Source organism: Amycolatopsis sp. NBC_00355 (assembly GCF_036104975.1).
In the GTDB taxonomy this organism is placed as follows: domain Bacteria; phylum Actinomycetota; class Actinomycetes; order Mycobacteriales; family Pseudonocardiaceae; genus Amycolatopsis.
Genome location: NZ_CP107982.1, coordinates 1338723 through 1362782, shown reverse-complemented (window position 1 = coordinate 1362782; position 24060 = coordinate 1338723). Strand labels below are relative to the sequence as shown.

The 24060-nt window shown below is 70.9% G+C and carries 18 protein-coding genes and 1 pseudogene; 8 read left to right on the top strand and 11 right to left on the bottom strand.

What is annotated here, in order from left to right; translation table 11 throughout:
- Nucleotides 1-4: 4 nt before the first annotated feature.
- The 4 genes from OHS18_RS05285 to OHS18_RS05270 are packed head-to-tail and all read right to left on the bottom strand — an operon-like array spanning nt 5 to nt 5404.
- A complete protein-coding gene (locus tag OHS18_RS05285) occupies nt 5-1654 on the bottom strand; it encodes an ABC transporter ATP-binding protein (RefSeq protein WP_328616142.1) in 1650 nt (549 codons plus the stop codon).
- A complete protein-coding gene (locus OHS18_RS05280) occupies nt 1651-2553 on the bottom strand; it encodes an ABC transporter permease (RefSeq protein ID WP_328455509.1) in 903 nt (300 codons plus the stop codon). The genes OHS18_RS05285 and OHS18_RS05280 overlap by 4 nt, the downstream gene beginning before the upstream one ends.
- Nucleotides 2550-3569, bottom strand: a complete 1020-nt coding sequence (locus OHS18_RS05275) for an ABC transporter permease (RefSeq protein ID WP_328455510.1) — start codon at nt 3567-3569, stop codon at nt 2550-2552. Before OHS18_RS05275 ends, OHS18_RS05280 begins: the two co-directional genes overlap by 4 nt.
- Nucleotides 3570-3571: 2 nt before the next feature.
- Complete coding sequence (locus tag OHS18_RS05270) at nt 3572-5404, bottom strand: ABC transporter substrate-binding protein (RefSeq protein ID WP_328616141.1); 1833 nt, start codon at nt 5402-5404, stop codon at nt 3572-3574.
- Between the two features lie 179 nt (nt 5405-5583).
- On the opposite strand from OHS18_RS05270, the gene OHS18_RS05265 reads away from it, so the two are divergent.
- Entirely contained in the window at nt 5584-6411 is an 828-nt protein-coding gene (locus tag OHS18_RS05265) for a M55 family metallopeptidase (RefSeq protein WP_328455513.1), read from the top strand.
- The gene (locus OHS18_RS05260; RefSeq protein WP_328616140.1) at nt 6404-7711 is read left to right on the top strand and encodes a M20/M25/M40 family metallo-hydrolase; all 1308 of its coding nucleotides are present in this window, start codon (nt 6404-6406) and stop codon (nt 7709-7711) included. The genes OHS18_RS05265 and OHS18_RS05260 overlap by 8 nt, the downstream gene beginning before the upstream one ends.
- Here OHS18_RS05260 and OHS18_RS05255 read toward each other — a convergent pair.
- Together OHS18_RS05255 and OHS18_RS05250 are read right to left on the bottom strand one after the other, a co-directional pair.
- Nucleotides 7708-7980: a hypothetical protein gene (locus OHS18_RS05255; protein ID WP_328455517.1), complete on the bottom strand. Its 273-nt coding sequence runs from the start codon at nt 7978-7980 to the stop codon at nt 7708-7710. The two genes, OHS18_RS05260 and OHS18_RS05255, sit on opposite strands and share 4 nt — an antisense overlap.
- Before the next feature lie 30 nt (nt 7981-8010).
- The gene (locus OHS18_RS05250; RefSeq protein ID WP_328616139.1) at nt 8011-8658 is read right to left on the bottom strand and encodes a class I SAM-dependent methyltransferase; all 648 of its coding nucleotides are present in this window, start codon (nt 8656-8658) and stop codon (nt 8011-8013) included.
- 445 nt (nt 8659-9103) lie between these two features.
- Between OHS18_RS05250 and OHS18_RS05245 the strand changes: the two genes are divergently transcribed.
- Nucleotides 9104-13414: a GH92 family glycosyl hydrolase gene (locus tag OHS18_RS05245; RefSeq protein ID WP_328618730.1), complete on the top strand. Its 4311-nt coding sequence runs from the start codon at nt 9104-9106 to the stop codon at nt 13412-13414.
- 92 nt (nt 13415-13506) lie between these two features.
- Nucleotides 13507-14046 carry a YciI family protein gene (locus tag OHS18_RS05240; RefSeq protein ID WP_328616138.1) on the top strand — a complete coding sequence of 180 codons (540 nt, stop codon included), beginning with the start codon at nt 13507-13509 and terminating at the stop codon, nt 14044-14046.
- Between the two features lie 5 nt (nt 14047-14051).
- Here the strand turns inward: OHS18_RS05240 and OHS18_RS05235 are convergent, their stop codons facing one another.
- Complete coding sequence (locus OHS18_RS05235; protein ID WP_328455523.1) at nt 14052-14825, bottom strand: alpha/beta fold hydrolase; 774 nt, start codon at nt 14823-14825, stop codon at nt 14052-14054.
- Nucleotides 14826-14892: 67 nt separating this feature from the next.
- On the opposite strand from OHS18_RS05235, the gene OHS18_RS05230 reads away from it, so the two are divergent.
- The gene (locus OHS18_RS05230; protein WP_328616137.1) at nt 14893-18015 is read left to right on the top strand and encodes a GH92 family glycosyl hydrolase; all 3123 of its coding nucleotides are present in this window, start codon (nt 14893-14895) and stop codon (nt 18013-18015) included.
- Nucleotides 18012-20099 carry an FUSC family protein gene (locus OHS18_RS05225; protein ID WP_328455527.1) on the top strand — a complete coding sequence of 696 codons (2088 nt, stop codon included), beginning with the start codon at nt 18012-18014 and terminating at the stop codon, nt 20097-20099. Before OHS18_RS05230 ends, OHS18_RS05225 begins: the two co-directional genes overlap by 4 nt.
- 51 nt (nt 20100-20150) lie before the next feature.
- On the opposite strand, the gene OHS18_RS05220 is transcribed toward OHS18_RS05225, so the two are convergent.
- From OHS18_RS05220 to OHS18_RS05205, 4 genes and pseudogenes are all read right to left on the bottom strand, one after another.
- A complete protein-coding gene (locus OHS18_RS05220; RefSeq protein WP_328455530.1) occupies nt 20151-20780 on the bottom strand; it encodes a DUF4360 domain-containing protein in 630 nt (209 codons plus the stop codon).
- 242 nt (nt 20781-21022) lie between these two features.
- On the bottom strand, nt 21023-21520 hold the full coding sequence (locus OHS18_RS05215) for an LLM class flavin-dependent oxidoreductase (protein ID WP_328616136.1): 498 nt from the start codon (nt 21518-21520) through the stop codon (nt 21023-21025).
- Between the two features lie 121 nt (nt 21521-21641).
- Nucleotides 21642-21878: pseudogene (locus OHS18_RS05210) on the bottom strand (LLM class flavin-dependent oxidoreductase); the annotation flags it as partial.
- Between the two features lie 115 nt (nt 21879-21993).
- Nucleotides 21994-22395 carry a nuclear transport factor 2 family protein gene (locus OHS18_RS05205; protein ID WP_328616135.1) on the bottom strand — a complete coding sequence of 134 codons (402 nt, stop codon included), beginning with the start codon at nt 22393-22395 and terminating at the stop codon, nt 21994-21996.
- Between the two features lie 104 nt (nt 22396-22499).
- On the opposite strand from OHS18_RS05205, the gene OHS18_RS05200 reads away from it, so the two are divergent.
- Together OHS18_RS05200 and OHS18_RS05195 are read left to right on the top strand one after the other, a co-directional pair.
- The gene (locus OHS18_RS05200) at nt 22500-22940 is read left to right on the top strand and encodes a MarR family winged helix-turn-helix transcriptional regulator (protein ID WP_328455534.1); all 441 of its coding nucleotides are present in this window, start codon (nt 22500-22502) and stop codon (nt 22938-22940) included.
- Between the two features lie 99 nt (nt 22941-23039).
- Nucleotides 23040-24020 (top strand): malate dehydrogenase, encoded by a 981-nt coding sequence (locus tag OHS18_RS05195; protein ID WP_328616134.1) that lies wholly within the window; start codon nt 23040-23042, stop codon nt 24018-24020.
- Nucleotides 24021-24060: the final 40 nt, after the last annotated feature.

Sequence of the window (24060 nt, the reverse complement as noted above, 5' to 3'; positions counted from 1 at the left end):
GGGTTCAGGCCTCCGCGGTGCGGCGCTGGGCGGTGCCGCCGGGCAGGGCGGCCAGCAGGGACTTCGTGTACTCGTGGTGCGGGTCGAGCAGGACCTGTTCGACGGTCCCGGTTTCGACGAGCTCGCCGCGGTACATCACGGCGACCCGGTCGGCGATGTTCCAGGCCAGCCCGAGGTCGTGGGTGATCACCAGGCCGGCCAGCCCGAGCTCGCGCCGCAGGCGCAGCAGCAGGCCGAGGATCTCGCCGCGGACGGACGCGTCCAGCGAGGCGACCGGCTCGTCGGCCACCACCACCGACGGTTCCAGGGCCAGGGCGCCGGCGATGACGACGCGCTGGCGCTGGCCGCCGGAGAGCTGGTGCGGGAGCCGGTCGGCGTACTTCTCCGCGGGCCGCAGCTCGGCGGCCTCGAGCGCCCGGTGCACGACCGCGCGCTCGTCGCGCAGGCCGTGGATCCGGGGGCCTTCGGCGACGGCCTCGTAGACGGTGTGGGCCGGGTTGAGCGCGCTGGTCGGGTCCTGCAGCACGAGCTGGACCTGGCGGCGGTAGGCCTTGAGCCCGGCCCCGCCGGCCGGCACCGGCTTCCCGGCGTAGCGGACCACACCGGAGTCGGGTTTCTGCAGGCCGAGCAGGGTGCGGGCGAGCGTCGTCTTGCCGGAGCCGGACTGCCCGACCAGCGCGACGATCTCGTCGCGCGACACCGTGAGGTCGACACCGGCGACGGCGTCGATCCGCTTGCCGGTGCGGTCGCGGAACGACACCCGGAGGTTCTCCGCTTCCAGCAGCGGCTCGCTGTCGGCGCCGCGTGAGGCCGGTTCGGGCGGCAGCGGGGTGCTGGTGGCCGGGGCGAACCGGGACACCGGGTCGCCGACGGTCGGGAACGCCGCCGCCAGCGCCTGGCTGTGCGGGTGCCGCGGGTCCGACATCAGCTCGGCGCTGGGCCGTTCCTCGACGATCTCGCCGTCGTACATCACGGCGATGCGCTCGCAGGTGGCGGCGAGCACGGACAGGTCGTGGCTGATCATGATCAACCCGATGTCCTGTTCGGCGACCAGCCGCGAGAGCAGGGCGAGGACCTGGGCCTGGACGATGACGTCCAGCGCGGTGGTCGGTTCGTCGGCGATGATCAGCCGGGGCGAGCAGGCCAGGGCCATCGCGATCATGACGCGCTGCTTCTGCCCGCCGGAGAGCTCGTGCGGGTAGGCGCCGGCGCGGCCCGGCGGCAGGTCGACCTGGCTGAGCAGGTCGGCGACGCGGGCGTCGACCTCGGCGTCGGACAGCATCCTGCCGTCGCTCGGGTGCAGCCGCAGCGGCTCGGCGATCTGCTCGCCGATCCTGCGGACCGGGTTGAGCGCGTGCATCGCGCCCTGGAACACCACGGACGCCTCGGCCCAGCGGACCGCGCGCAGCCGGCCCCACTTCATGGCGGTGACGTCTTCGCCGTCGAGGAGGATCTCGCCGCTGATCTTCGCGGTGCGCGGCAGCAGGCGCAGCACGCTCATCGCGACCGTGGACTTGCCGGAGCCGGACTCCCCCGCCACGCCGAGCGTGCCGCCGGGGTCGAGGGTGAGGCCGACCCCGCGCACGGCCGGGATGTCGCCGCCGGCCGTCTCGTAGGTGACGGTGAGGTCCTTGAGCTGCAGCAGCGGGGTCACTTCTTCAACCTCGGGTTGAGCACGGTCTCCAGTCCCCGGCCGACCAGGGTGAAGCAGAGCACGACGAGCACGATGGCGATGCCCGGCGGGAGCAGGTTCCACCAGGCGCCGCGGGTGACGGCGCCGTTGTTGAGCGCGGTCTCCAGCATCGCGCCCCAGGAGACGGCGTTCGGGTCGCCGACGCCGAGGAAGGCCAGGGTGGCGTCGGCGATGACGGCGTTGCCGACGACCAGGGTGGTGTTGGCGAGCACGAGCGGCAGCACGCCGGGCAGGACGTGCTTGCCGACGACGTGCAGGTGTCCCCCGCCCAGCGCCCGGGCCCGCTCGATGTAGGGCCGGCTCTCGATGGTCAGCGTCTGGGCGCGGACCAGCCGCGCGGTGGTGGGCCACGCGGTGAGGCCGATCGCGACGATGACCGTGGTGGTGCCCTGCGGGAGCACCGCCGAGAGCGCGATGGCCAGCACCAGCGACGGGAGCACCAGGAAGAAGTCGGTGAACCGCAGCAGGATCGTCGAGGTCCAGCCGCCGAAGTGGGCAGCCGTGATGCCGATGAGCGTGCCGATCAGCACGGACAGGACGGTCGCGGAGAACCCGACGAGCAGCGAGATCCGGGCGCCCCAGAGGGTCATGAGCAGCACGGACCGGCCGTCGATGTCGGTGCCGAGCCAGTACGCGCCGCTGGGCGGGTGCAGCGGGCCGCCGTTCGCCTTGGTGACGTCGAGACCGCTCTCGTCGCTGATGAGCGGCAGCAGCAGCGCCATGACGACGGTGACGGCGAGCAGGATCAGCCCGGTGAGCGCGCCCTTCTGGGTGGCGAACTCGCTCCAGGTGCGCGCCACGGCCTGGCGACGTCGCCGCCAGGCGATCGCCCGCGGCGATTCGATGGACTCGGTGGTCATGAGGTGCGCACCCTCGGGTCGAGCACGCGGTAGAGCAGTTCCGCGAGCAGGTTCATCAGCACGACGGCGCCGGCGAGCACCACGAAGACCCCTTGCAGCACCGGCAGGTCCGGCCCGTGCAGCGATTGGTAGGTCAGCTGGCCGAGACCGGGCCAGCTGAACACGGCCTCGACCGACACGGCGCCGGCGACGACCCCGCCGAACTGCATGAACACCAGCGTCGTGGTGGGCAGCAGCGCGTTCGGCACGGCGTGGCGACGGCGGACGAGGTCGTCCTTGAGCCCTTTGGCGCGGGCGGTGGTCAGGTAGTCGGCGTTCATCTCCCCCAGCAGCGACGAGCGCATGATCAGCATGTACTGGGCGTAGAACACGGCCAGCAGCGTCACGCACGGCAGCACCAGGTGGTGCAGCACGTCGAGGGTCTGGGAGAAGAAGTCCGGTGCCGCGTCCGGGGAGTGCATGCCGCGACTGGGGAACAACCCGTTCGTGGCGACCAGCAGGATCAGGCCGAGCCAGAACTGCGGCACCGACCACAGCGTGAGCGCGATGCCGGTCTGGGTGCGGTCGAACGCGCTGTCGCGGCGCCAGGCCGCGCGCGTGCCCAGCCACAGCCCGAGCGCGACGGCGAGCACGGTCGCGCTGCCGACCAGCAGGATCGTCGGCCAGAGGCGTTCGCCGATCATGTCGGCGACCGGGCGCTGTTCCAGGTAGGACGTGCCGAAGTCGCCGTGCAGCAGCTTCCACAGGTAGTCGCCGAACTGCTGGAACACGGGCTTGTCGACGCCGAGGCGTTCCCGCAGCTCCGCGATCTGCTTCGGGTCGGTGGGCCGGTCGCGGATCATCGTGGCGACCGGGTCGCCGGGCAGCATCCGGAACAGGAAGAAGAACAGCACGATCACCAGCAGGATGCTGACGAGCGCTTCGACGACCTTCTTGAGGACGAACCGGGCGGTGCCGGTCCCGCCGTGGCGCTCGTCGGGGTCGACGAGCGCCACGGCTTGTTCGGGGGCGGTCATTCCTACTCGCGGTCTTCCGAGGTCTTGGTGCGGCGGCTGATGATGACGAGCCCGCCGATGACGATCACCACGACGATGACGCCGACGACGATCCACACGACGGTGCCGCTGTCGCCGGAGTCGGCCGCGGCCTCGGTGCCGGCCGGGGTGGCGCCGTAGACGCCCCAGTAGCCGGACTGCTCGAGGATCGCGCCCTTGGGCTGCGGCTGGGTGGTGAAGCCGGAGAACTTGTCGGAGCGGTAGGCCTCGAGCGCGTTCTGGTAGTCGAGCACGACGTTGACGGCCTGGCTCGCCAGCCGCGCCTGGGCCTGCTTCACCGTGGTGGCGCGCTGGGCGTCGTCGGTCTCGGTGAGCTGCTTGGCGCGCAGCGCGTCGAACTCGGGGTCGCAGAAGAACGTGTCGGTCGTGGCGCCCTTGCCCTGGGCGTTCGGCCGGGCCGCGCAGGTGTGCAGCTGCAGCGCGGAGTCCGGGTCCGGGTTGGTCGCGTAGCCGGAGATGGCCAGGTCGTAGTTGCCGGCGGTGGTGCGGTCGTTGAGCTCGTCGTCGGAGACGAGCTCCTGCTTGACCGTGATGCCGATGTCCTTGAGCCAGCCGGAGACGTACTGCGCGAGCCGCTGGTCGTAGGGCCGGTTCGAGTGCCCGGTCAGGCGCAGCTCCAGCTTCGCGCCGCCGGGGGCGGTGCGGACGCCGTCGGCGCCCTTGACGTAGCCGGCCTGGTCGAGGGCGGTGTTGGCGGCGGCCGCGTCGAACTTGACCTGGTCGGCGCCCTGGGGTTCCCAGTGGTAGGCCTGGTAGATCGGCGGGACGATGCCGGTGCCGAGCTCGGCGTGGCCGCCGGTGACGCGGTCGACGATCGTCTGCTTGTCGATGGCCTGCACGATCGCCTTGCGCAGCCGGATGTCCTTGAGCACCGGGTTGCCGTTGCCGATCGGCTGGTTCTGGTTGTTCTGGACGCCGAAGTTGAGGTTGATCTCGTCGTAGCGGCGGCTCGGGGCGGCGTTGGTGGTGATGTTCGGCTGGCCGTTGAGCGAGTCGTACTGGGTCGGGGTGAGCCGGTTGATGACGTCGACCTCGCCCTGGCGCAGCGCGTTCACCGCGGCCTCGGCGTCCTTGAAGATGAGCAGCTGCAGTTCGTCGACCTTGGGCGCGCCGCGCCAGTAGTTCTTGTTGGCCTTGAACTTCACGTACTCGTTCTGCTTGTACTCGGTGAGCTGGTAGGGCCCGTCACCGACGCCGACGACCGAGATGTCGTCGGTCTTGGGGTCGTTGAGGTCCTTGATCGGCGCCCAGACGTGCTCCGGGACGATCGGGACGTCGAGCAGGTTCATGTCCGACTGCACGGTCTTGGTCTTGATGACCAGCGTGGTGTCGTCGGGGGCGGCGACCGTGTCGAAGTTGGTCACGTAGCTGCCGTTGGCCGTGCGGGCGTTCTCGTCGGTCAGCATCCGGTTGAACGTGAACGCGGCGTCCTTGGCCGTGACCGGCTGCCCGTCGCTCCACTTGGCCCCGGAACGGATCTTGAACGTCCAGGTCAGCTTGTCCGGCGAGGGCGTCCACGACTCGGCGAGCGCGGGCGAGGCCTGCGCGGTCTCGGCCGAGGGGATGGTCAGGAACTCGTAGACGAAGCGGCCCACCTGGGTGGACGCGGCCAGCGACGCGGTGAACGGGTTCAGGTGGTCGATGCCGGTGGTCAGCGCGACCCGGAGCACCTTGCCCTGCTGCGCCTGTGCGGGCGCGGCGAGCGGGATCGCCGCCAGTGTCGCCGCGGCCAGGACCGCCGCCAAGCGGCCGAACCGGCCGACTCTGCCGTGGAAATGCACCAAAAACCACCCCATCGTCTCGCTGTGAGCCTCCCCAAGGACGAGAAGTAACCACATACCCGGACAACCGCGCAATATGTTGCCGCCTCGGCAGGTGTCCGATCGTTATCGACGAGACATTGCTCACGCAGCGTGACATCGGGACGGCGGGATTCGGTGCTCGCGGGTCGCGCGGGCTGGTTAGAGTGCCCCGCATGCGCATCATGATCTCGGCGGACATGGAGGGCGCCACCGGCGTCACCTGGACCGACGACGTCGTGCCCGGTTCGCCGCAGTGGGACCGTTTCCGGCGGCTGTTCACCGGCGACGTCAACGCGGTGCTGGCCGGGCTGTTCGACGCCGGAGCGGGCGATGTCCTGGTGAACGAGGCGCATTCCTCGCAGCGGAACCTGCTGCTGGAGGACCTGGACCCGCGGGCGCGGCTGCTGACCGGGCGGCACAAGCCGCTGTCGATGATGCAGGGGATCGACTCCGGGGTGGACGGTGTCGTCTTCCTGGGCTACCACGCCGGTGCCGGGTTCGACGGGGTGCTTTCCCACACCTACCTGGAGAACCAGATCACCGGGGTGTGGCTGGACGACGTCCCGGCGAGCGAGGGCCGGTTGAACGCGGCGATGGCCGCGGAGTACGGCGTGCCTGTCCTGCTCGTTTCGGGTGACGACGAAACGTGCCAGGACGCGCGTGATTACGCACCGGACGCGGAGCTGGTCCAGGTGAAGGAGTGCGTCAGCCGGTACGCCGCGATCTGCCTGCCGCCCGCGCGCACGGCGGAGCTGCTGAGCACCGCGGCCGCCGACGCGATGGCGCAGGCCGGCCGCCTGGAACGCCGCGTCGGGCCGCACCGGATCGAGGTCGAGTTCGACGCGAGCCACCTGGCCCAGGCCACCGCGGTGATCCCGACCGTGGAGCAGATCGGCGTGCGGCGCGTCGGGTTCGACGCGGTGACGATGACCGAGGCGATGAAGGCGTTCAAGGTCGTGACGGCGATCGCGGCGGGGGCGGTGCAGGGCATCTATGGCTGACGTGGCGGACGCTGTACAGATCTGCGCGGACCTGATCCGGTTCGACACCACCAACCGCGGCGGGGGTGACGCCGAGCCCGAGAGGCCGGCGGCGGAGTACGTGGCCGCGTTCCTGGACGGCCTCGGCATCCCGTCGAAGATCTACGAGGCCGCACCGGGCCGGGCCAGCGTGATCGCGCGGGTCGCGGGCACCGACCCGGCGCTGCCCGCGCTGCTGGTGCAGGGCCACCTCGACGTCGTCCCGGCGGACGCCGCGGACTGGTCGGTGCCGCCGTTCTCCGGCGAGGTCCGCGACGGCTACCTGTGGGGCCGCGGCGCGACCGACATGAAGGACTTCGTGGCGATGGTGCTCGCCGCCCTGGCCGGCGGTGTCCGGCCGCGCCGCGACGTCGTGCTGGCGTTCGTCGCCGACGAGGAGGACCGCGGCGACTACGGCGCGCACTGGCTGGTCGCCGCGCACCCCGAGCTGTTCGAAGGCTGCGCGGCGGCGATCAGCGAGTCGGGCGGCTACACCTACCACGTACCCGCCGCCGACGGCCGGATCGTGCACCTGTACCCGGTCGGGACGGCCGAGCGCGGCACCGCGCACCTGCGCCTCACCGCCCGCGGCCGCGCCGGGCACGGGTCGCGGCCCAACGACGAGAACGCCGTCACCCGGTTGGTGGATGCGTTGCACCGGATCGCGGCCCACCGCTGGCCGGTGTCGCTGACGCCGACGGTGCAGGCGTTCCTGGAGCGCACCGGTGCGGCTTTGGGTGTCCCGGTGGAGCTGTCCGATGGGGACGCGGTGGACGCCTCGGTGGCGGCGCTGGGCCCGGCGGGCGGGCTGGTGGTGCCGACGGTCCGCAACAGTACGACCCCGACGATGCTGGACGCGGGCTACAAGGTGAACGTGATCCCGACGACGGCGACCGCCCAGGTCGACGTCCGGGTGCTGCCGGGCACCGAGGACGCGTTGTTCGCGGAGCTGGACGAGCTGCTCGGCGAGGGCGTCACGCGGGAGTTCGTCGCGCACCAGCCGCCGGTGCAGGCCCCGGTGGACTCGCCGTGGTTCGCCTCGATGGCCACGGCTTTACAGGCCGAAGACCCCGAGGCCGTGGTGGTGCCGTACTGCATGGGCGGCGGCACCGACGCGAAGGCGTTCGCCCAGCTCGGGATCGTGAACTACGGCTTCGCGCCGCTCTGGCTGCCGGCGGGCTTCCCGTACCGCGCGATGGCGCACGGAGTGGACGAGCGGGTGCCGGTGGAGGGCCTGCACTTCGGGACGCGGGTGCTGTCCCGGTTCCTGGAGAGCTGCTAGACCTGGGACTCCGCGCCGACCTCGGCGACGGCCCACACGACGCACCGCACGCCTGGCTGGTCGGTGAACCCCTGGGCCAGCATGTCGTCGTAGTAGCGGCGCGCGTTCGCTTCGTCGGCGTAGACCTGCACCATGTGGCCGTCGAGGGTCCAGGTCCCGTGGACGAACCCCGGGGTGCCGACCTTGCTCGAGGCCATGAGCGGCACCTGGGCGCGCAGCTCGTCGAGTTTCTCCGGCGCGATGTCCCAGACTCCGATGACGGCCCACATGCCCTGTGAGTCGCGGGCAGGCCGGACGCGTTACCGGGTGAAGGTGGCCCAGTGGCGGGCGCCGTCGCGGACCGTGCCCAGGTCGGCCAGGCGCAAGCCGTCCTGGGCGATCGACTCGATCTCCGCCCGGCTGAACGGCCAAGGCGGGCTGACCCACGTCTCGACGTCCGTGCTCTCCTCCGCGACCTCGCTGACCACCAGCGTGCCGCCCGGGGCGACGAGCCCGGCCAGCGACGTGAGGGCCGCCGGGCGGAAGTCGCAGGGCATGGCCTGGATGTTCATGATCTCGACGACCAGGTCGAACGCGTGGTGCCACTCCCCCGGCGGCTTCAGCAGGTCGGCCACCACGTAGTCCACAGTGGACTCCGGAAAGCGGGCGCGGGCGGCCTTGACCGCGGTCGGGGCGACGTCGAAGCCCGTCACCGCCCAGCCCGCGGCCGAGAGCAGCTCCGGGTCGTCGCCGAGGGCGCTGCCCACGACCAGGGCGCGGCGGCCCTCGCCCGGGTGCTCGGCCGCCCAGGTCACCAGGTCGGCCTGGGGTTTGCCGCGGGTCCACGGGACGACGGCTTCGCCGCGTTCGGCGGCGGTGTAGAGCTGGTCGAACCACCCCGTCGGGTTGCCGTCGGCGAGGGAGGCGCGGGAGAGGGCACGGTCGGCGATGGGGTCCGGGGTCGACATGATCACGACCTTAGCGACGGCTCCGGACCCGTGTGACCGCTTTCCCGCGCGACCGGCCTTGGCGCCTGCCGTAGAGGGAGCTGCCGACCCGGTCGACGAGGTCCCGGCCGGGGGTGCGGGACGGAGCCGTAGTAGGGCGTGCCCGTCGTGGGGGCGGCTAGGTCGGGCGGAGTCGCCGATGCCGCAGAAGCCGCCGCAGCCTCGGCCGGACGGCCGAGTTCGCGGCGGCGGTCGCCGCGGGGGTCGATCCCACGGTGGCCAGCAGGAGCGGCGAGGGGTCCGGACGGTTCTCACCAGGTCCCCCGGTGGTTGGGTTGTCCAGTTCTGGCCAGGTTTGCCGACCGGCCTTGACATCGATGTCACCCGCGCGTTTGTCTTCCTAGCGCGCCGCCGGTTCCCCGTCGCGCGGTGCCGTTGTTCATCCCCTCCAGAGCTTGGAGCAATGATGCCCCGAAGCGCCAGACCACCGGTCGCCATGATGCTGGCCGCCACCGTGGTCGCCGCCGGCCTGGTCGCCCTCCCCGCGGCCGCCTACGCCGCCGAGGACGCCCTCCCCGCCGATTTCTCCTCGTCGTTCGAGCCGGGTGACCCCCCGCCGACGTGGACCGACACCGTCGACACCGACGCGGCGGGCAAGCCGCGCGCGTTCGGCGTCAACGGCGCGAACGGCACCGCGATCCCCGGCGACATCCGCGGCAAGGTCACCGAGACCAGCGCGAGCAGTGAGAACACCGACGGCGGCGAAGTGGTGTCGAACCTCGTCGACGGCACCACCGACACCAAGTGGCTGTCCTGGGACCCGACCGCGTGGGCGCAGATCTCGCTGTCGGAGCCCACGTCGATCACGCACTACGCGCTCTCTTCGGCCAACGACTTCGACAACCGTGACCCGAAGGACTGGACGCTGCAGGGCTCGAACGACGCCCTCGCCTGGACCGACCTGGACAAGCAGACTGCCCAGGCGTTCACCGCGCGGTTCCAGCAGAAGGACTACAAGCTGGCCGCGCCGACCGCGGCGTACAAGTACTTCCGGCTGAACGTCACGGCCAACAACGGCGGGCCGATCCTGCAGCTCTCGGAGCTGCTGCTGGCCAACGACGACCCGACGCCGCCGCCGCTGCCGAACATGCGCAGCTTCACCGACTCGGGCCCGACCAGCGGGTACACGAACAAGAACCGCGTCGGCTTCACCGGTATGAAGGCGTTCCGCTACTCGGGCAGCCAGACCGAGGCCGGGCACGGCTGGTCGTACAACAAGATCTTCGACGTGAACGTCCCGGTCGTGGCCTCGACCGAGCTCTCGTACAAGGTGCAGCCGCAGTTCATCACCGGCGACCTGAAGTACCCGAGCACCAACGTCGCGATCGACCTCGCTTTCACCGACGGCACGTACCTGCGCAACCTCGGCGCGACCGACCAGTACGGCTTCCCGCTGACCCCGGAGGGCCAGGGCGCCTCGAAGGTGCTCTACGCCAACCAGTGGAACCTGGTGCGTTCGGCGATCGGGCAGGTCGCCAAGGGCAAGACGATCGACCGGATCCTCGTCGGGTACGACAACCCGAACGGCCCCGGCTCGCTGCAGGGCTGGCTGGACGACGTGAAGGTGTCCGCGACCCCGACGCCGCCGTCGAGCACCCGCCCGAGCGACAACGTGGTCACCACGCGGGGCACGATGGCCAACAGCACGTTCTCCCGGGGCAACAACTTCCCGGCCACGGCCGTGCCGCACGGGTTCAACTTCTGGACCCCGGTCACCGACGCCGGCTCGGGCAGCTGGCTCTACAACTACAGCACCCAGAACAACGCGCAGAACCTCCCGCAGCTGCAGGCGTTCAGCGTGAGCCACGAGCCGAGCCCGTGGATGGGTGACCGGCAGGCGTTCCAGGTGATGCCGTCCGCGGCCGCCGGGGTGCCCGACGCCAACCGCGACGCGCGGGCGCTGCCCTTCAAGCACAGTGACGAGGTCGCGCGGGCGCACTACTACGGGGTGCAGTTCCAGAACGGGATCAAGACCGAGATCACGCCGACCGACCACGCGGCGATGATGAAGTTCTCGTTCCCGGGCGCGGACTCGAGCCTGATCTTCGACAGCGTCAACAACTCGGCCGGGCTGACCCTCGACCCGGCCAGCGGGACGCTCTCGGGCTACACCGAGACCAACGTGTACGCCGGCGCGGGCCGGATGTTCGTCTACGCGACGTTCGACAAGCCCGTCACCGCGGGCGGCAAGCTCACCGGGCAGGGCCGCGACAACGTCACCGGCTACCTGCGGTTCGACGCCGGCGCCGACAAGACCGTGAACATGCGGATCGCGACGTCGCTGATCAGCGTCGACCAGGCGAAGAAGAACCTCGCCCAGGAGATCGCCCCGGCCGCGACCTTCGACACCGTGCGCGACGCGGCACAGAAGGCGTGGGACGACCAGCTGAAGGTGATCGAGGTCGAGGGCGCGTCGAAGGACCAGCTCACGACGCTCTACTCGAACCTGTACCGGCTGTTCCTGTACCCGAACTCCCAGTTCGAGAACACCGGCACCGCCGACAAGCCCGCCTACAAGTACGCGAGCCCCGTGTCGCCGAAGACCGGCGCGGACACCGTGACCCAGACCGGGTCGAAGGTGGTCGACGGCCAGATGTACGTCAACAACGGCTTCTGGGACACCTACCGCACGACGTGGCCGGCGTACTCGCTGCTCACACCGGACATGGCCGGGAAGATGGTCGACGGGTTCGTGCAGCAGTACCGCGACGGCGGCTGGATCGCCCGCTGGTCCTCCCCCGGCTACGCGGACCTGATGACCGGCACGAGCTCGGACGTCGCGTTCGCCGACGCCTACCTCAAGGGCGTCAAGAACTTCGACGTCAAGTCGGCCTACGACGCGGCGCTGAAGAACGCCACGGTCACCCCGCCGAACTCGGCGGTCGGCCGCAAGGGCCTGGACCAGGGCATCTTCCTCGGCTACACACCCAACACCGCCAGCGAGGGCTTCTCGTGGGCGATCGAGGGTTACGTCAACGACTTCGGCATCGCCAACCTGTCGAAGAAGCTGGCCGACGAAGCGGCGCCGAACGACCCGCGCAAGGCGGAGTACCAGGAGAACTACGAGTACTTCACCAGCCGCGCCCAGCAGTACGTGAACCTGTTCGACCCGAGCACCGGGTTCTTCCAGGGCAAGGACGCGAACGGGAAGTTCACCAAGACGAAGGACCAGTACGACCCGCGCTCGTGGGGTGGTGACTACACCGAGACCGACGGCTGGGGCATGGCGTTCACCGTGCCGCAGGACGGCAAGGGCCTGGCCAACCTCTACGGCGGTCAGGCGGGCCTGGCGACCAAGCTGGACCAGTTCTTCGCCGACCAGGAGACCGCCGACTACCCGGGTTCCTACGGTGGCGTGATCCACGAGATGCGGGAGGCGCGGGACGTGCGGATGGGCCAGTACGGCCACTCCAACCAGCCTTCGCACCACCTGCTCTACATGTACGACTACGCGGGTCAGCCGTCGAAGACGCAGGCGAAGGTCCGTGAGGCTCTCTCGCGGCTCTACAACGGCGCCGAGATCGGCCAGGGCTACGCCGGCGACGAGGACAACGGCGAGATGTCCGCGTGGTACATCTTCAGCGCGCTGGGCTTCTACCCGCTGCAGATGGGCAGCCCGAACTACGCGATCGGGTCGCCGCTGTTCAAGAAGGCCACGATCCACCTGGCCGGCGGCAAGAACCTGGTGATCAACGCGCCGAAGAACAGCGCGAAGAACGTCTACGTCCAGGGTGTGAAGGTCAACGGCAAGGCGTACAGCTCCACGTCGCTGCCGCAGGACGTCATCGCCAAGGGCGGGACGATCGACTTCGACATGGGTCCGAACCCGTCGAAGTGGGGCACCGGCCCGAACGACGCGCCGACGTCCATCACCAAGGACAACGCCGTTCCGACACCGCTGCACGACGAGACCGGCGACGGCAAGGGCACGCTGTCCACTTCGGACGGCTCGAACGCGGGTGCGCTGCTCGACAACACCTCGCGCACCCAGGCCGCCGTCACCGGCGCCCTGCAGTACCAGCTCAACTCGACCGACGAGGCCGTCAGCCACTACACGCTGACGTCCCAGACCGGTGCGGGCGACCCGAAGAGCTGGACGCTGAAGGGCTCCTACGACGGGAAGACGTGGGCGGTCGCGGACCAGCAGACGAACCAGGCGTTCAGCTGGCGGCAGCAGACCCGCGCGTTCAAGGTGGCCAACCCCGCGCACTACGCCTACTACAAGCTCGAAGTCACCGCGACCAGCACCGGCGCCCCGGCGCAGCTGGCCGAGTTCGAGCTGCTGGGCAAGCCGGACGCCTCCTGCACGCAGACCATCACCGGTGACCACAAGGGCCCGCTGACGGTCTCGAGCGGCACGGTGTGCCTGCAGGACGCGACGGTGTCGGGTCCGGTGACGGTGGGCCGCGGCGCGAACCTGATCGTCCGCGGCGGCGAGATCAAGGGCCCGCTCGCGGCGACGGGCGCGGGTCAGGTCGTGCTCAACCGCACGAAGGTGGACGGTCCGGTGGCGATCACCGGGGTGACCGGGCAGGTGTCGATCGAGCTGACGAACGTCGGCGGCCCGGTCGCGCTGACCGGCAACCACGGGCCGGTGCTCACGTCGAGCACGGTCGGCGGTCCGCTGGCCTGCGCGGCGAACTCACCGGCTCCGACGGACTACGACCTGCCGAACACCGTCCGCGGTCCCTCCGCCGGGCAGTGCGCGAAGATCTAGTCCCGCAGTAGGTTCGAGGTAGGTCCGTGAAGGCCTCCTCACCGGCTCTTACCGCCGGCGAGGAGGCCTTCACGGCTTTCGGAGGGGGCGAGATGGAGTTCTTCTGCTACCACCGGGACCGGCCCGGGTCCGCCGGGCTGCGCCAGGACCTGCGGGAGGCGCACTGGTCCTACATGGACCGGTTCCCGATGATCGCCCGCGGCCCGACACTCGACGGCGACACGCCCACCGGCAGCGTCCACGTCCTCGACCTGCCGGACCCCGCGGCGGCCCGCGCGTTCGCCTTCGACGAGCCGGGGTACCAGGCCGGGGCGTACCGGGACGTCCTGCTGCGCCGCTGGCGCAACACGCTGGGCCGCACGATGGGGGACTTCCCGGGCGGCCGCACCGGCGGGCACCGGTACCTGGTCCTGGGCCTCGGCTCCGGGGCGCCGGCCGACCTCGACGTCCCGCCGGAACGCGACGAGCTGATCGCGTACGGGCCGCTGCTGTCCGACGACGGCGAAGCATGGCTGGGGACGGCGGTCCTGCTGCGGGCCCCGGACCCGGACGCCGCGCGCGCCGTCCTCACCGCCGAGCGGTACGCGGCGATCGAAGTCCACCCCTGGCAGTCCGGCGGCCGCCCGGCCTGAGCAGGTCAGACCCGGCGCAGGCCGGCGAGTTCCTTGGCGAGCGCGTCGGCGAACGGGCCCGGCTCGGCCACGAAGCCGAGGTGGTCGCCGGGGAACTCGACGTACCGGCAGGCCAGGTGCTCGGCCTGCGCCCGCGCGGCCCGCGCGTGACAGGTGTCGAGGCTGCCGGCGCCCCCGGCGGTGACCACCGGGATGCCGGTGCGGCGGACCGCGTCCAGGTCCGGGGCGTACAACGCGATCGGCAGGAACTCCCGGCGCAGGAAGTAGTCGGCGGCCGCCGGTTCGGCGAAGGTACCGGGGGACGCGCCGAACAGGTCCAGGGCCGGGGACAAGCCCCGCTGGTCGTAGGTGGCCCGGACCTTCCGGGCGAACGCCAGCCGCTGCGGGGCGTCGGGCAGCAGCGGCACGCTCGGGGCTTCGTGCACGACCAGCTCAGTGACGACGTCGGGCAGGTGCGCGGCCAGTTCGAACGCGATCGAGCCGCCGCCGCCCTGGCCGAACACCGCCGCGCGGGCGGTGGCGGGGCGGGCCGAGCGGATGACCGCGGCCGCGTCGCGGGCCTGCTGCGCCATGTCGAAGTCGGCGTCGCGGCCTGTGCTGCGCCCGGTGCGCCGCCGGTCGTAGGTCAAGACGGTGTAGTCGTCCGACAGGTGCTCCGCGAGGCCGGTGTAGCGGGCGGCGTCACCGCCGAGCCCGGCGATCAGGAGCAGCAGCGGACCCGCGCCGCGGAGGTCGTAGGTGAGTTCGGCGCCCTCGTGCCGGACGGTGTGCGTGCTCACTCGCCCCTCCCCCCGCGTCGAGTCTGCCGGGCCACACGCTACGCCGTTCGGCCGATACGGTGGGCACATGTCCGACGCCGTGTTCTTCTCTTCGTTCGAAACCGGTGACCCGCAGCCGGCGGACCCCGCGCTGACGGTCGACCGCGGGCCGGACCGCTCCCCCACGGCCAAGACCGGCGTCGGCTTCACCGGGGCCCGGGCCCTGCGCTACACCGAGCGTCCCCGGAGCGTCCTGTTCGAACTCGACGCGCCCGTCACCGGCCGCACCGAGCTGTCCTATGTGGTCTTCCCGCGGTCGGACGGGAAGATCCCGGCCTACCACGCGACCCACGTCAGCCTCGACGTCGAGTTCGCCGACGGCACCACGGCCGGGTTCACCCCCGTGGACGACAAGACGCTCTGGGTGGACCAGTGGAACCCCGTCCGCCGCCCGCTGGGCGCGTTCGCCGGGCGCCGGATCGCCCGGATCGTGCTGCGGACCGCGTCCCCCGAAGGCGAGATCACCGGCTGGGTCGACGACGTCCGCGTCGCCGAACGCGCCGACGCGCCGCGCGAGCCAGCCGACCTCGTCCGCACCACCCGCGGCACCCACTCCAGCGGCGACTACTCCCGCGGCAACAACTTCCCCGCCACGGCCGTGCCGCACGGGTTCAACTTCTGGACCCCGGTGACCGACGCCGGTGTCACCAACTGGATCTACTCCTACCACCGCCACAACGACGAGCAGAACTGCCCGGCGCTGCAGGCGCTGGCCCTGAGCCACCAGCCGAGCCCGTGGATGGGCGACCGGCACACCTTCCACATCATGGCGGGCACCGGCCCGGTCGAGCCCGACCGCCGCAAGCGCGCGCTCGCCTTCTCCCACGACGACGAGACCGACTCACCGCACCACTACGGCGTCCGCTTCGCCAACGGCATGACCGCCGACCTCGCGCCGGCCGACCACGCGGCGATCCTGAAGTTCACCTTCCCCGACAAGCACGGCTGGCTGCTGTTCGACAACGTCGGCAACCGCGGCGGCCTCCGCCTGAACGCCGACACCGGCGTCGTCACCGGCCACACCTGGGTCCGCAGCCGCCTCTCGGCCGGCGCGCGCCGCATGTTCGTCTACGCGCAGACCGACGCCCCGGCCACCCGCGGCGCCAAGTACCACCGGCCCTGGCGGCGCGTCTCGGGCTACTTCGAGTTCGACGGGCCCGAGGTGACGCTGCGGATCGCGACGTCCCTGATCAGCCTCGCCCAGGCCAAGCGCAACCTCGAGCTGGAGATCCCCGCCGGGACGACGTTCGAGCAGGTCCGGGCGCAGGCCCGCGAGCTGTGGCAGGAGCAGCTGGGCCGGATCGAGGTCGAAGGCGCCACCGACGATCAGCGCACCACGCTCTACTCGAACCTCTACCGGCTGTTCCTCTACCCGAACCGCGCGCACGAGAACACGCCGCAGGGGATCCGGCACGCGAGCCCGGTCATCCGCCGCCGGTGGCCGAGCACCCGCAGGCGCACCGGCGCGAAGGTCGTGGACGGCGAGATGTTCGTCAACAACGGCTTCTGGGACACCTACCGCACCACCTGGCCTGCCTACGCGCTGCTGACCCCGGCCCACTGCGGCCGGATGATCGACGGGTTCGTCCAGCAGTACCGCGAAGGCGGCTGGATCTCCCGCTGGTCCTCCCCCGGCTACGCCGACCTGATGACCGGCACCAGCTCCGACGTCGCGTTCGCCGACGCCTACCTCAAGGGCGTCCGGAACTTCGACGTCGAGGCCGCCTACGACGCCGCGCTGAAGAACGCCACCGTCACCCCGCCACACCGCTCGGTCGGCCGCAAGGGCCTCGACCGGTCGATCTTCCTCGGCTACACCCCGACGTCCGTCCACGAAGGACTCTCCTGGGCGCTGGAAGGCTGCATCAACGACTTCGGCCTCGCCAACCTCTCCGACGCACTCGCCCGGGAAAGCGACGGGCCGCGCGCCCGGATGTACGCCGACTACGCCGCCTACTTCCGCGAGCGCGCCAAGCACTACGTCCACCACTTCGACCCGGAGATCGGCTTCTTCCAGGGCCGCAACCGCGACGGCAGCCGCAAGTTCGCCCCCGAGGGCTACGACCCCGCCGCGTGGGGCGGCGACTTCGTCGAGACCAACGCCTGGAACACCGCCTTCACCGCCCCGCACGACGGCCCCGGCCTCGCCGCGCTGCACGGCGGCAACGCCGGCCTCGAAGCGAAGCTCGACACCTTCTTCGCGACGCCGGAGACCGGCCAGCGCCCCGGCGCGTACGGCGGTCTCATCCACGAGATGACCGAGGCCCGCGACGTCCGGATGGGCCAGTACGGCCACTCCAACCAGCCCTCGCACCACATCCCCTACATCTACAACCACGCCGGCGCGCCCGCGAAGACCCAGCGCGTCGTGCGGGAGGTGCTGCGCCGGCTCTACCTCGGCAGCGAGCTCGGCCAGGGCTACCCCGGCGACGAGGACAACGGCGAGATGTCGGCCTGGTACGTCTTCAGCGCGCTGGGCTTCTACCCGCTGCAGATGGGCAGCCCGCGCTACGCGATCGGCTCACCGCTGTTCGAAAAGGCGACCGTGCACCTAGGCGACGGCAAGAAGCTCGTCGTCCACGCGCCCGGCAACACCGACGAGACCGTCTACGTCCGCGGCCTCACCGTCGACGGCGAACCGCACGACACCACCACGATCTCGCACGCCACCCTCGCCGGCGGCGCCGAACTCGTCTTCGACCTCACCACCGAACCGGCGGCCTGGGGCGCCCCGCCACCGGAGGCCGGACACCCGGAGCCGAGCACCGACCTCACCGGGACCGCGACCGCCTCCGACGGCACCGGCGTCGACGCGCTGTTCGACGACACCACCGGCACCCAGGTCACCTTCCGCGGCGCCACCGCCGCCGTCGAGTTCACCGTCACCGGCGACCCCCGCGAAGTCACGATGTACACCCTCACCTCCGGCCCCCGCGGCGGCGACCCCAGCGCCTGGACCCTCGAAGGCTCCGACGACGGCGTCGACTGGACCACCCTGGACGAACGCACCGGCGAGCTGTTCCGCTGGCGCCGCCAGACCCGCCCGTTCGTCCTCGCCACCCCGGCCGCGCACCCGCGCTACCGGCTGCGGATCACCGCCGCCCACGGCCGCCGGGCCACCCTCGCCCAGTGGGAGCTGCTCGCCCGATGAACCACCTCCGCACCGCCGCGCTCGACCGGTTCGCGGCGGCCGACCCCGGCCTGGTCCGGCTGCGCCTCGCCGGCTCCGCGGTCCTCGGCATCATCCTGGCCGTCGGCGCGCTGCTGCCCGTCCACCTGCCGCTCACGGTGATGCTGGTGGGCGCGATCGCCGCGATGATGACGGCGTTCACGGTCAACGACGCCACCCCCGGCGGCCAAGCCGGCACCCTGGCCCTCGCGTTCCTCACCGGCGCCGCGTCGATCACCGTCGCCAGCCTCGGCGCGGTCCTGCCACCACTCGACACCGTCGTCTTCGTCCTGCTGATCTTCGTCGCGGTCTACGCCCAGCGCTTCGGCCCGCGCGGCACCGCGCTCGGCTCCATCGGGTTCTTCCTGTTCTTCTTCCCGATGTTCCTGCAGACCCACCTCAAGCAGGTACCGCAGCTCCTGCTGGCCTTGACCGTCGGGATCCTGGCCAACGCGCTCGTCCGGTTCGTGCTGCTGCGACGCAACCCCGAAGCCGAGTTCCTCCGGGTCCGGCGAGCCTTCCGCGCCCGCCTCGCCGCCGTCGTCCGCGCCGCCGAGGCCCACCTCGCCGTGGGCGGCAGCGAACGCACCCGCAAGCAGCTGCGCCGGTCGATCAACCGCCTCCACGAATGCGTCCTGCTCATCGAGGACGCCGCCCCCGACGTCGTCGACGCCCGCGCCGCCGACCGGCTGCGCCGCCGCGCCATCGAGGTCGAGCTGGCCGTCCAGTGGCTCGTCAGCACCGTCCAGCGCACCTGCTCCGACGAACTGACCGCCGGGACCCGCGACGACCTCATCGCCCGGCTCGCCCGCTTCCGCGCCCTGATGGAACGCGACCCGCGCGAACTGCCGCTGATCAGCCAGACCGGCGAGTACAGCCGGATGCTCGTCGAGGGCAGCCGCATCGACGAGCACGCCGCCCCCGGCGACGGCGTCCGCAAGGCGCTGGCCGAACTGGCGCTGGCCGACGACCGCGCCCAGCGCGCCGCCGACCCGGAGACCTCGACCGACCCGCTCGACGCCGAAGAGGACGACGACGAGCCGACCCGCAGGTTCGCCTACGACAACCAGACCCGCAGCGCCATCCAGGCCGTCGTCGGCGGCGGCCTGGCCGTGCTCGGCGGTGAGCTCGTCTCCCACCAGCGCTGGTACTGGGCCGTGCTCACGGTGTTCGTCGTCTTCATCGGCGCCTCCAGCGCCGGCGCGACCTTCGTCAAGGGTGTGCGCCGCCTCGGCGGCACCGTGATCGGCATCTTCGGCGGCGTCCTGCTCGCCCTGCTGGTCGCCGGCAGCACCCCGGCCACGCTCGCCCTGATCCTCGTCTGCGTGTTCGGGATGGTCTACACCGCGCGCGTGTCGCAGGTGGTGATGGCGTTCTTCATCACCAGCATGCTCGGCCTGCTCTACAGCCTGCTCGGCACGTTCAGCATCGAGGTGCTCTGGATCCGCGTCGCCGAGACCGCGGTCGGCGCCACCGCCGGCATCCTCGCCGCGGTCGTGATCGTCCCGGTCCGCACCCGCTCGGTCATGCTCGACAACATCACCGAAGTCCTCGACGAGCTCACCGAGTTCCTCGAACACGCCTCGGGCCTGCTCGCCGGCGAGGAGAACGTCAACATCATCGAGCTCTCCCGCGACCTCGACCGCGCCGTCGAGCAGGTCCGCACCACCATCGAACCCCTCACCCACCCGGTCAACCTGCGCAGCGCGCGCCGCGACTACGGCTGGCACGTCCTCACCACCCTGGAGACCATCGCCTTCCGCGCCCGCCACGTCGCCGCGCGCGCCCAGCCCGGCCAGCTCGCCGGCGGCGACGTCGACCGGCTCCGGCTGTTCACCGGCCGGCTGCTGGCCAACATCGACGTCCTGCGCAAGGCCCTCGACTCCCCGGGTGGCGCCACCCCCGGCACGCTCGTGCGCGACGACGGCACCCCGGTCTCCGACCGTGTCGAGCAGGCCGAGACCCGCGCCGTCCTCTCCAGCCTCAGCCACCTCGACGAAGGCCTCGTCTCCCTCGGCCGCGTCTTCCACGTCGAGGCCACCGATCCCCGCGTCCCGGCGAAATGACGGCCGGGGTGGCGCGGTCCCCGACGACCGCGCCACCCCGCTCGTCCGGCGTTACGGGCAGACCAGCCACGCGAAGTGGTACGTCGTGGTGATGCTGCCGTCGGTCGAGTCCATCGTCACGTAGCTGGTCGTCTTCTTCGGATCCGACGTCCCGGCCGCCGCACGCAATTCCGTGTTGATGTTCAAATTGCGTTCCTCACCGCACGGCTTGAACACGATCGCACCGACCTCGGTCGAATCCGTGAAATGCCAATCGTCCTCGAACGGACCCGTCAGCGGATGCTGGATGTAGGCCGTCGGGGAATTCCCCTGGAAATAGTAGTTCGCGCGTTCCAGGCCGGTCGCGCCGCGTTCCAGGTGCGTGAATCCGCGGTAGTCGGCCTGCGCGATTCCGTAGGTGAACCCCTGCGGCACGTGCACCCGCAGGCCGATCTGGCAGTTCTTCCTCGCGTCCAGCGGGCCGGCGCCGACACCCACCAACGCCGTGTAGGCGCTGTAGGTCACGGTGAACGCCGTGTTGTCCTGCGAGACCGCCACCGCGGACGTGCCGATCGGGCAGCCTGTGCCGTTGGCGTTCACGACGTCGATGACGATTTTGTCGGGCGGCGGCGGATTGTTCCAGGAATGGGGCGATACCACGGAGGACAACGCCATCACGGCAGCAACGACCGCAGAAAGCATCAGATTCCTTCCCAATACATTCCGATTGGGGATGGGGGCGTCGACCATGGTAGCGAAAGGATCATGGATCGAAACCCCGCTGAACGGAGTAACGCGCCGTAGTCACCCGGGTACACCTGAATGGCGCACGTTCCGCCGCCGACCGAACCTATTTAATACCCGGCGAACGAAAACGTATCAGGAAAACGATTTCGCGCCGGTGGATCACCGTTCCGCGGAACGATCACCCCCACGACGTCCGGTCAGTCCAGTAAGGCCGCGGCCCGCCCGAGCGTCCCGACCCCCGCCACCGACCACGGGCCGGCCGAGATGACGACCGCGTGCTCGATGCCCCACGCACCGAATTCCGCGCACCGGTGCGCGAACGACGCCGCGGACTCGCCGGGCGAGAGCCGTGTGCTGATGGTCTTCTCGATCTCCCCGTACGGCCGCCCGACGTCGTCGCAGTGGCGCGCCAGGACGGCCAGCTTGTGCCGGACCGTGCGACCGCCGTCCGGGACGTCGAAGACGTTGCACGCGTCGGCGTACCGCGCGACCAGCCGGAGCGTCTTCCGCTCCCCCGCGCCGCCGATCAGCACCTTCGGACGCCGCGCCGGCCGCGGGTTCCCGATCGGGTGCTCCAGCCGGTAGTGCGCCCCCTCGAACGGCGACTCGTCCCCGTCCCACATCCGGAACGCCAGCCGGAGGGTCTCCTCCAGCCGCTCGAACCGTTCCCCCGCCGGCGGGAACGGCAGGCCCATCGCCCGCGCCTCGCCGTCGTGGTGCCCGGCGCCGATCCCGAACCGCGCCCGCCCGCCCGCCGGACAGCACGTCCAGCGTGGACACCGCCTTGATCAGCAGCGCGGGCGGGCGGAACGTCACCGCCGACACCATCGTCCCCAGGCCGACCCTGCTGGTCCGCGCGGCCAGGAACCCCAAGGTCGTGTACGCCTCGAGCATCGCCGCATCCGCGGTGCTGCGCGGATCGGCCTGCAGCAGGTGATCCGCCACCCACACCGTGTCCAGGCCGGCGTCCTCCGCGGCCACGGTCACCTCCGCCAGCTCCCCGGCGAGCTTGTCCGGCCACGAAAAGTCCGTGATCCCGATGCTGAACCGCATGACTTCTCCCCTCAGGCCCGCGTGAGCAGGTTGGTTGCGCCCGTCCGGGTCGGCGAAGCAGACGCCCCGGCCGGGAACCGCCCCCACACGATGGTGTGGTTCAGCTCCGCGCTCATCACGCCGCTCCCGGCGTGAACGGCAGCGGGCCGCCGATCGCGCTGAGGTGGATCCCGGCCAGCCGCCACTCGCCGCCTTCGCGGACCAGGACGTGCGTGGCGCGGAACGTCCCGTCCGCCGGCGCGCCCTTGAACGACGCGGTCTGCTCGTGGACGCCGATCGCGATCGCGGTGTCCCCGAACTCCCGCACCTCGACCTCACGCCAGTCGAGCGTCTTCGTGACCAGGTCGCCGGTGCCGTACCGCGCCAGCCACTGCGGCCGCTCCAGCACGAACCCGACCGGCCCGACCAGCCGGAACCCCTCGGTCACCAACGCGCCCAGCGCGTCGGCGTCCCCACGCACCTCGGCGTCCGCCCACCGGCGCCCCACGGCCTTGACCTGCTCTTCGACGCTGCTCATGATCCCGCTCCCACTGGACAGTGACTGGACGGGACAAACGTTAGAAGTCTAACCGTTCGATGTCAAACGCTTAGACTTCTCGCCCTCTGCGATACGGTCACCCCGTGCCACCACCCACCACCGCCCCCATCGGCGTCGTCCTCGCCCGCACCGCCAAAACCGCCAGCCGCGCCTTCGACCACGCCCTCACCGCCGCCGGCAGCTCCCAGCCCATCTGGCAGATCCTCATCTCCCTCAAAACCCGGCCCGTCGCCAACCAGCGCGAACTCGCCGACGCCGTCGGCATCCAAGGCGCCACCCTCACCCACCACCTCAACGGCATGGAAACCACCGGCCTCGTCACCCGCCGCCGCGACCCCGACAACCGCCGCATCCACGTCGTCGAACTCACCGAGCACGGCGAACAGCTCTTCCACCAGCTCGCCACCGCCGCCATCGCCCACGACAAAAAACTCCGCACCGGCTTCACCGACGACGAAATCACCCTCCTCGCAAGCCTCCTCCAGCGCCTCGCCGCCAACGTCACCGACGAACCCGCACAGTGAATCGATCCAGCGAGAGTGACTGGACGCACCCGGACGGCGACCACGGAGAGGGATAGGCTCCAACCACTAGCCAAAGTCGTCTCAAGCTGGAGTACCGCAATGACCCAAGCCCCTGTCAACGTGACCGTCACCGGCGCCGCCGGCCAGATCGGCTACGCGCTGCTCTTCCGCATCGCGTCCGGTCAGCTCCTCGGCCAGGACGTCCCGGTGAAGCTGCGGCTCCTCGAGATCCCGCAGGCGGTCAAGGCGGCCGAGGGCACCGCCATGGAGCTCGACGACGGCGCCTTCCCGCTCCTGGCCGGCATCGACATCTTCGACGACCCCAAGCAGGCCTTCGAAGGCACCAACATCGCCCTCCTCGTCGGCGCCCGCCCCCGCAGCAAGGGCATGGAACGCGGCGACCTCCTCGAGGCCAACGGCGGCATCTTCAAGCCCCAGGGCGAAGCCATCAACGCCGGCGCCGCCTCCGACATCAAGGTCCTCGTCGTCGGCAACCCCGCCAACACCAACGCCCTCATCGCCCAGTCGCACGCCCCCGACGTGCCGGCCAACCGCTTCACCGCGATGACCCGCCTCGACCACAACCGCGCACTCGCCCAGCTCTCCAAGAAGCTCGGCGTCTCCGTCACCGACATCAAGAAGCTCGCCATCTGGGGCAACCACTCCGCCACCCAGTACCCCTCGGTCCAGCACGCCGAGGTCAACGGCAAGACCGTCGACCTCGACCAGGCCTGGCTCGAGAGCGACTTCATCCCCACCGTCGCCAAGCGCGGCGCGGCGATCATCGAAGCCCGCGGCCTCTCCTCGGCCGCCTCGGCCGCGTCCGCCGCCATCGACCACGTCTACACCTGGGTCAACGGCACCAACGACGGCGACTGGACCTCCGCCGCCGTCGTCTCCGACGGCTCCTACGGCGTCCCCGAGGGCATCATCTCGTCCTTCCCGGTCACCGCCGAGAACGGCCAGTACCAGATCGTCCAGGGCCTCGAGATCGACGACTTCTCCCGCGCCCGCATCGACGCCTCCGTCGCGGAGCTCGTCGAAGAGCGCGACACCGTGCAGAAGCTCGGCCTCATCTGAGCCGCGTCACCGCAGCGAAGGGGCCGCCGTCCGATGTGGA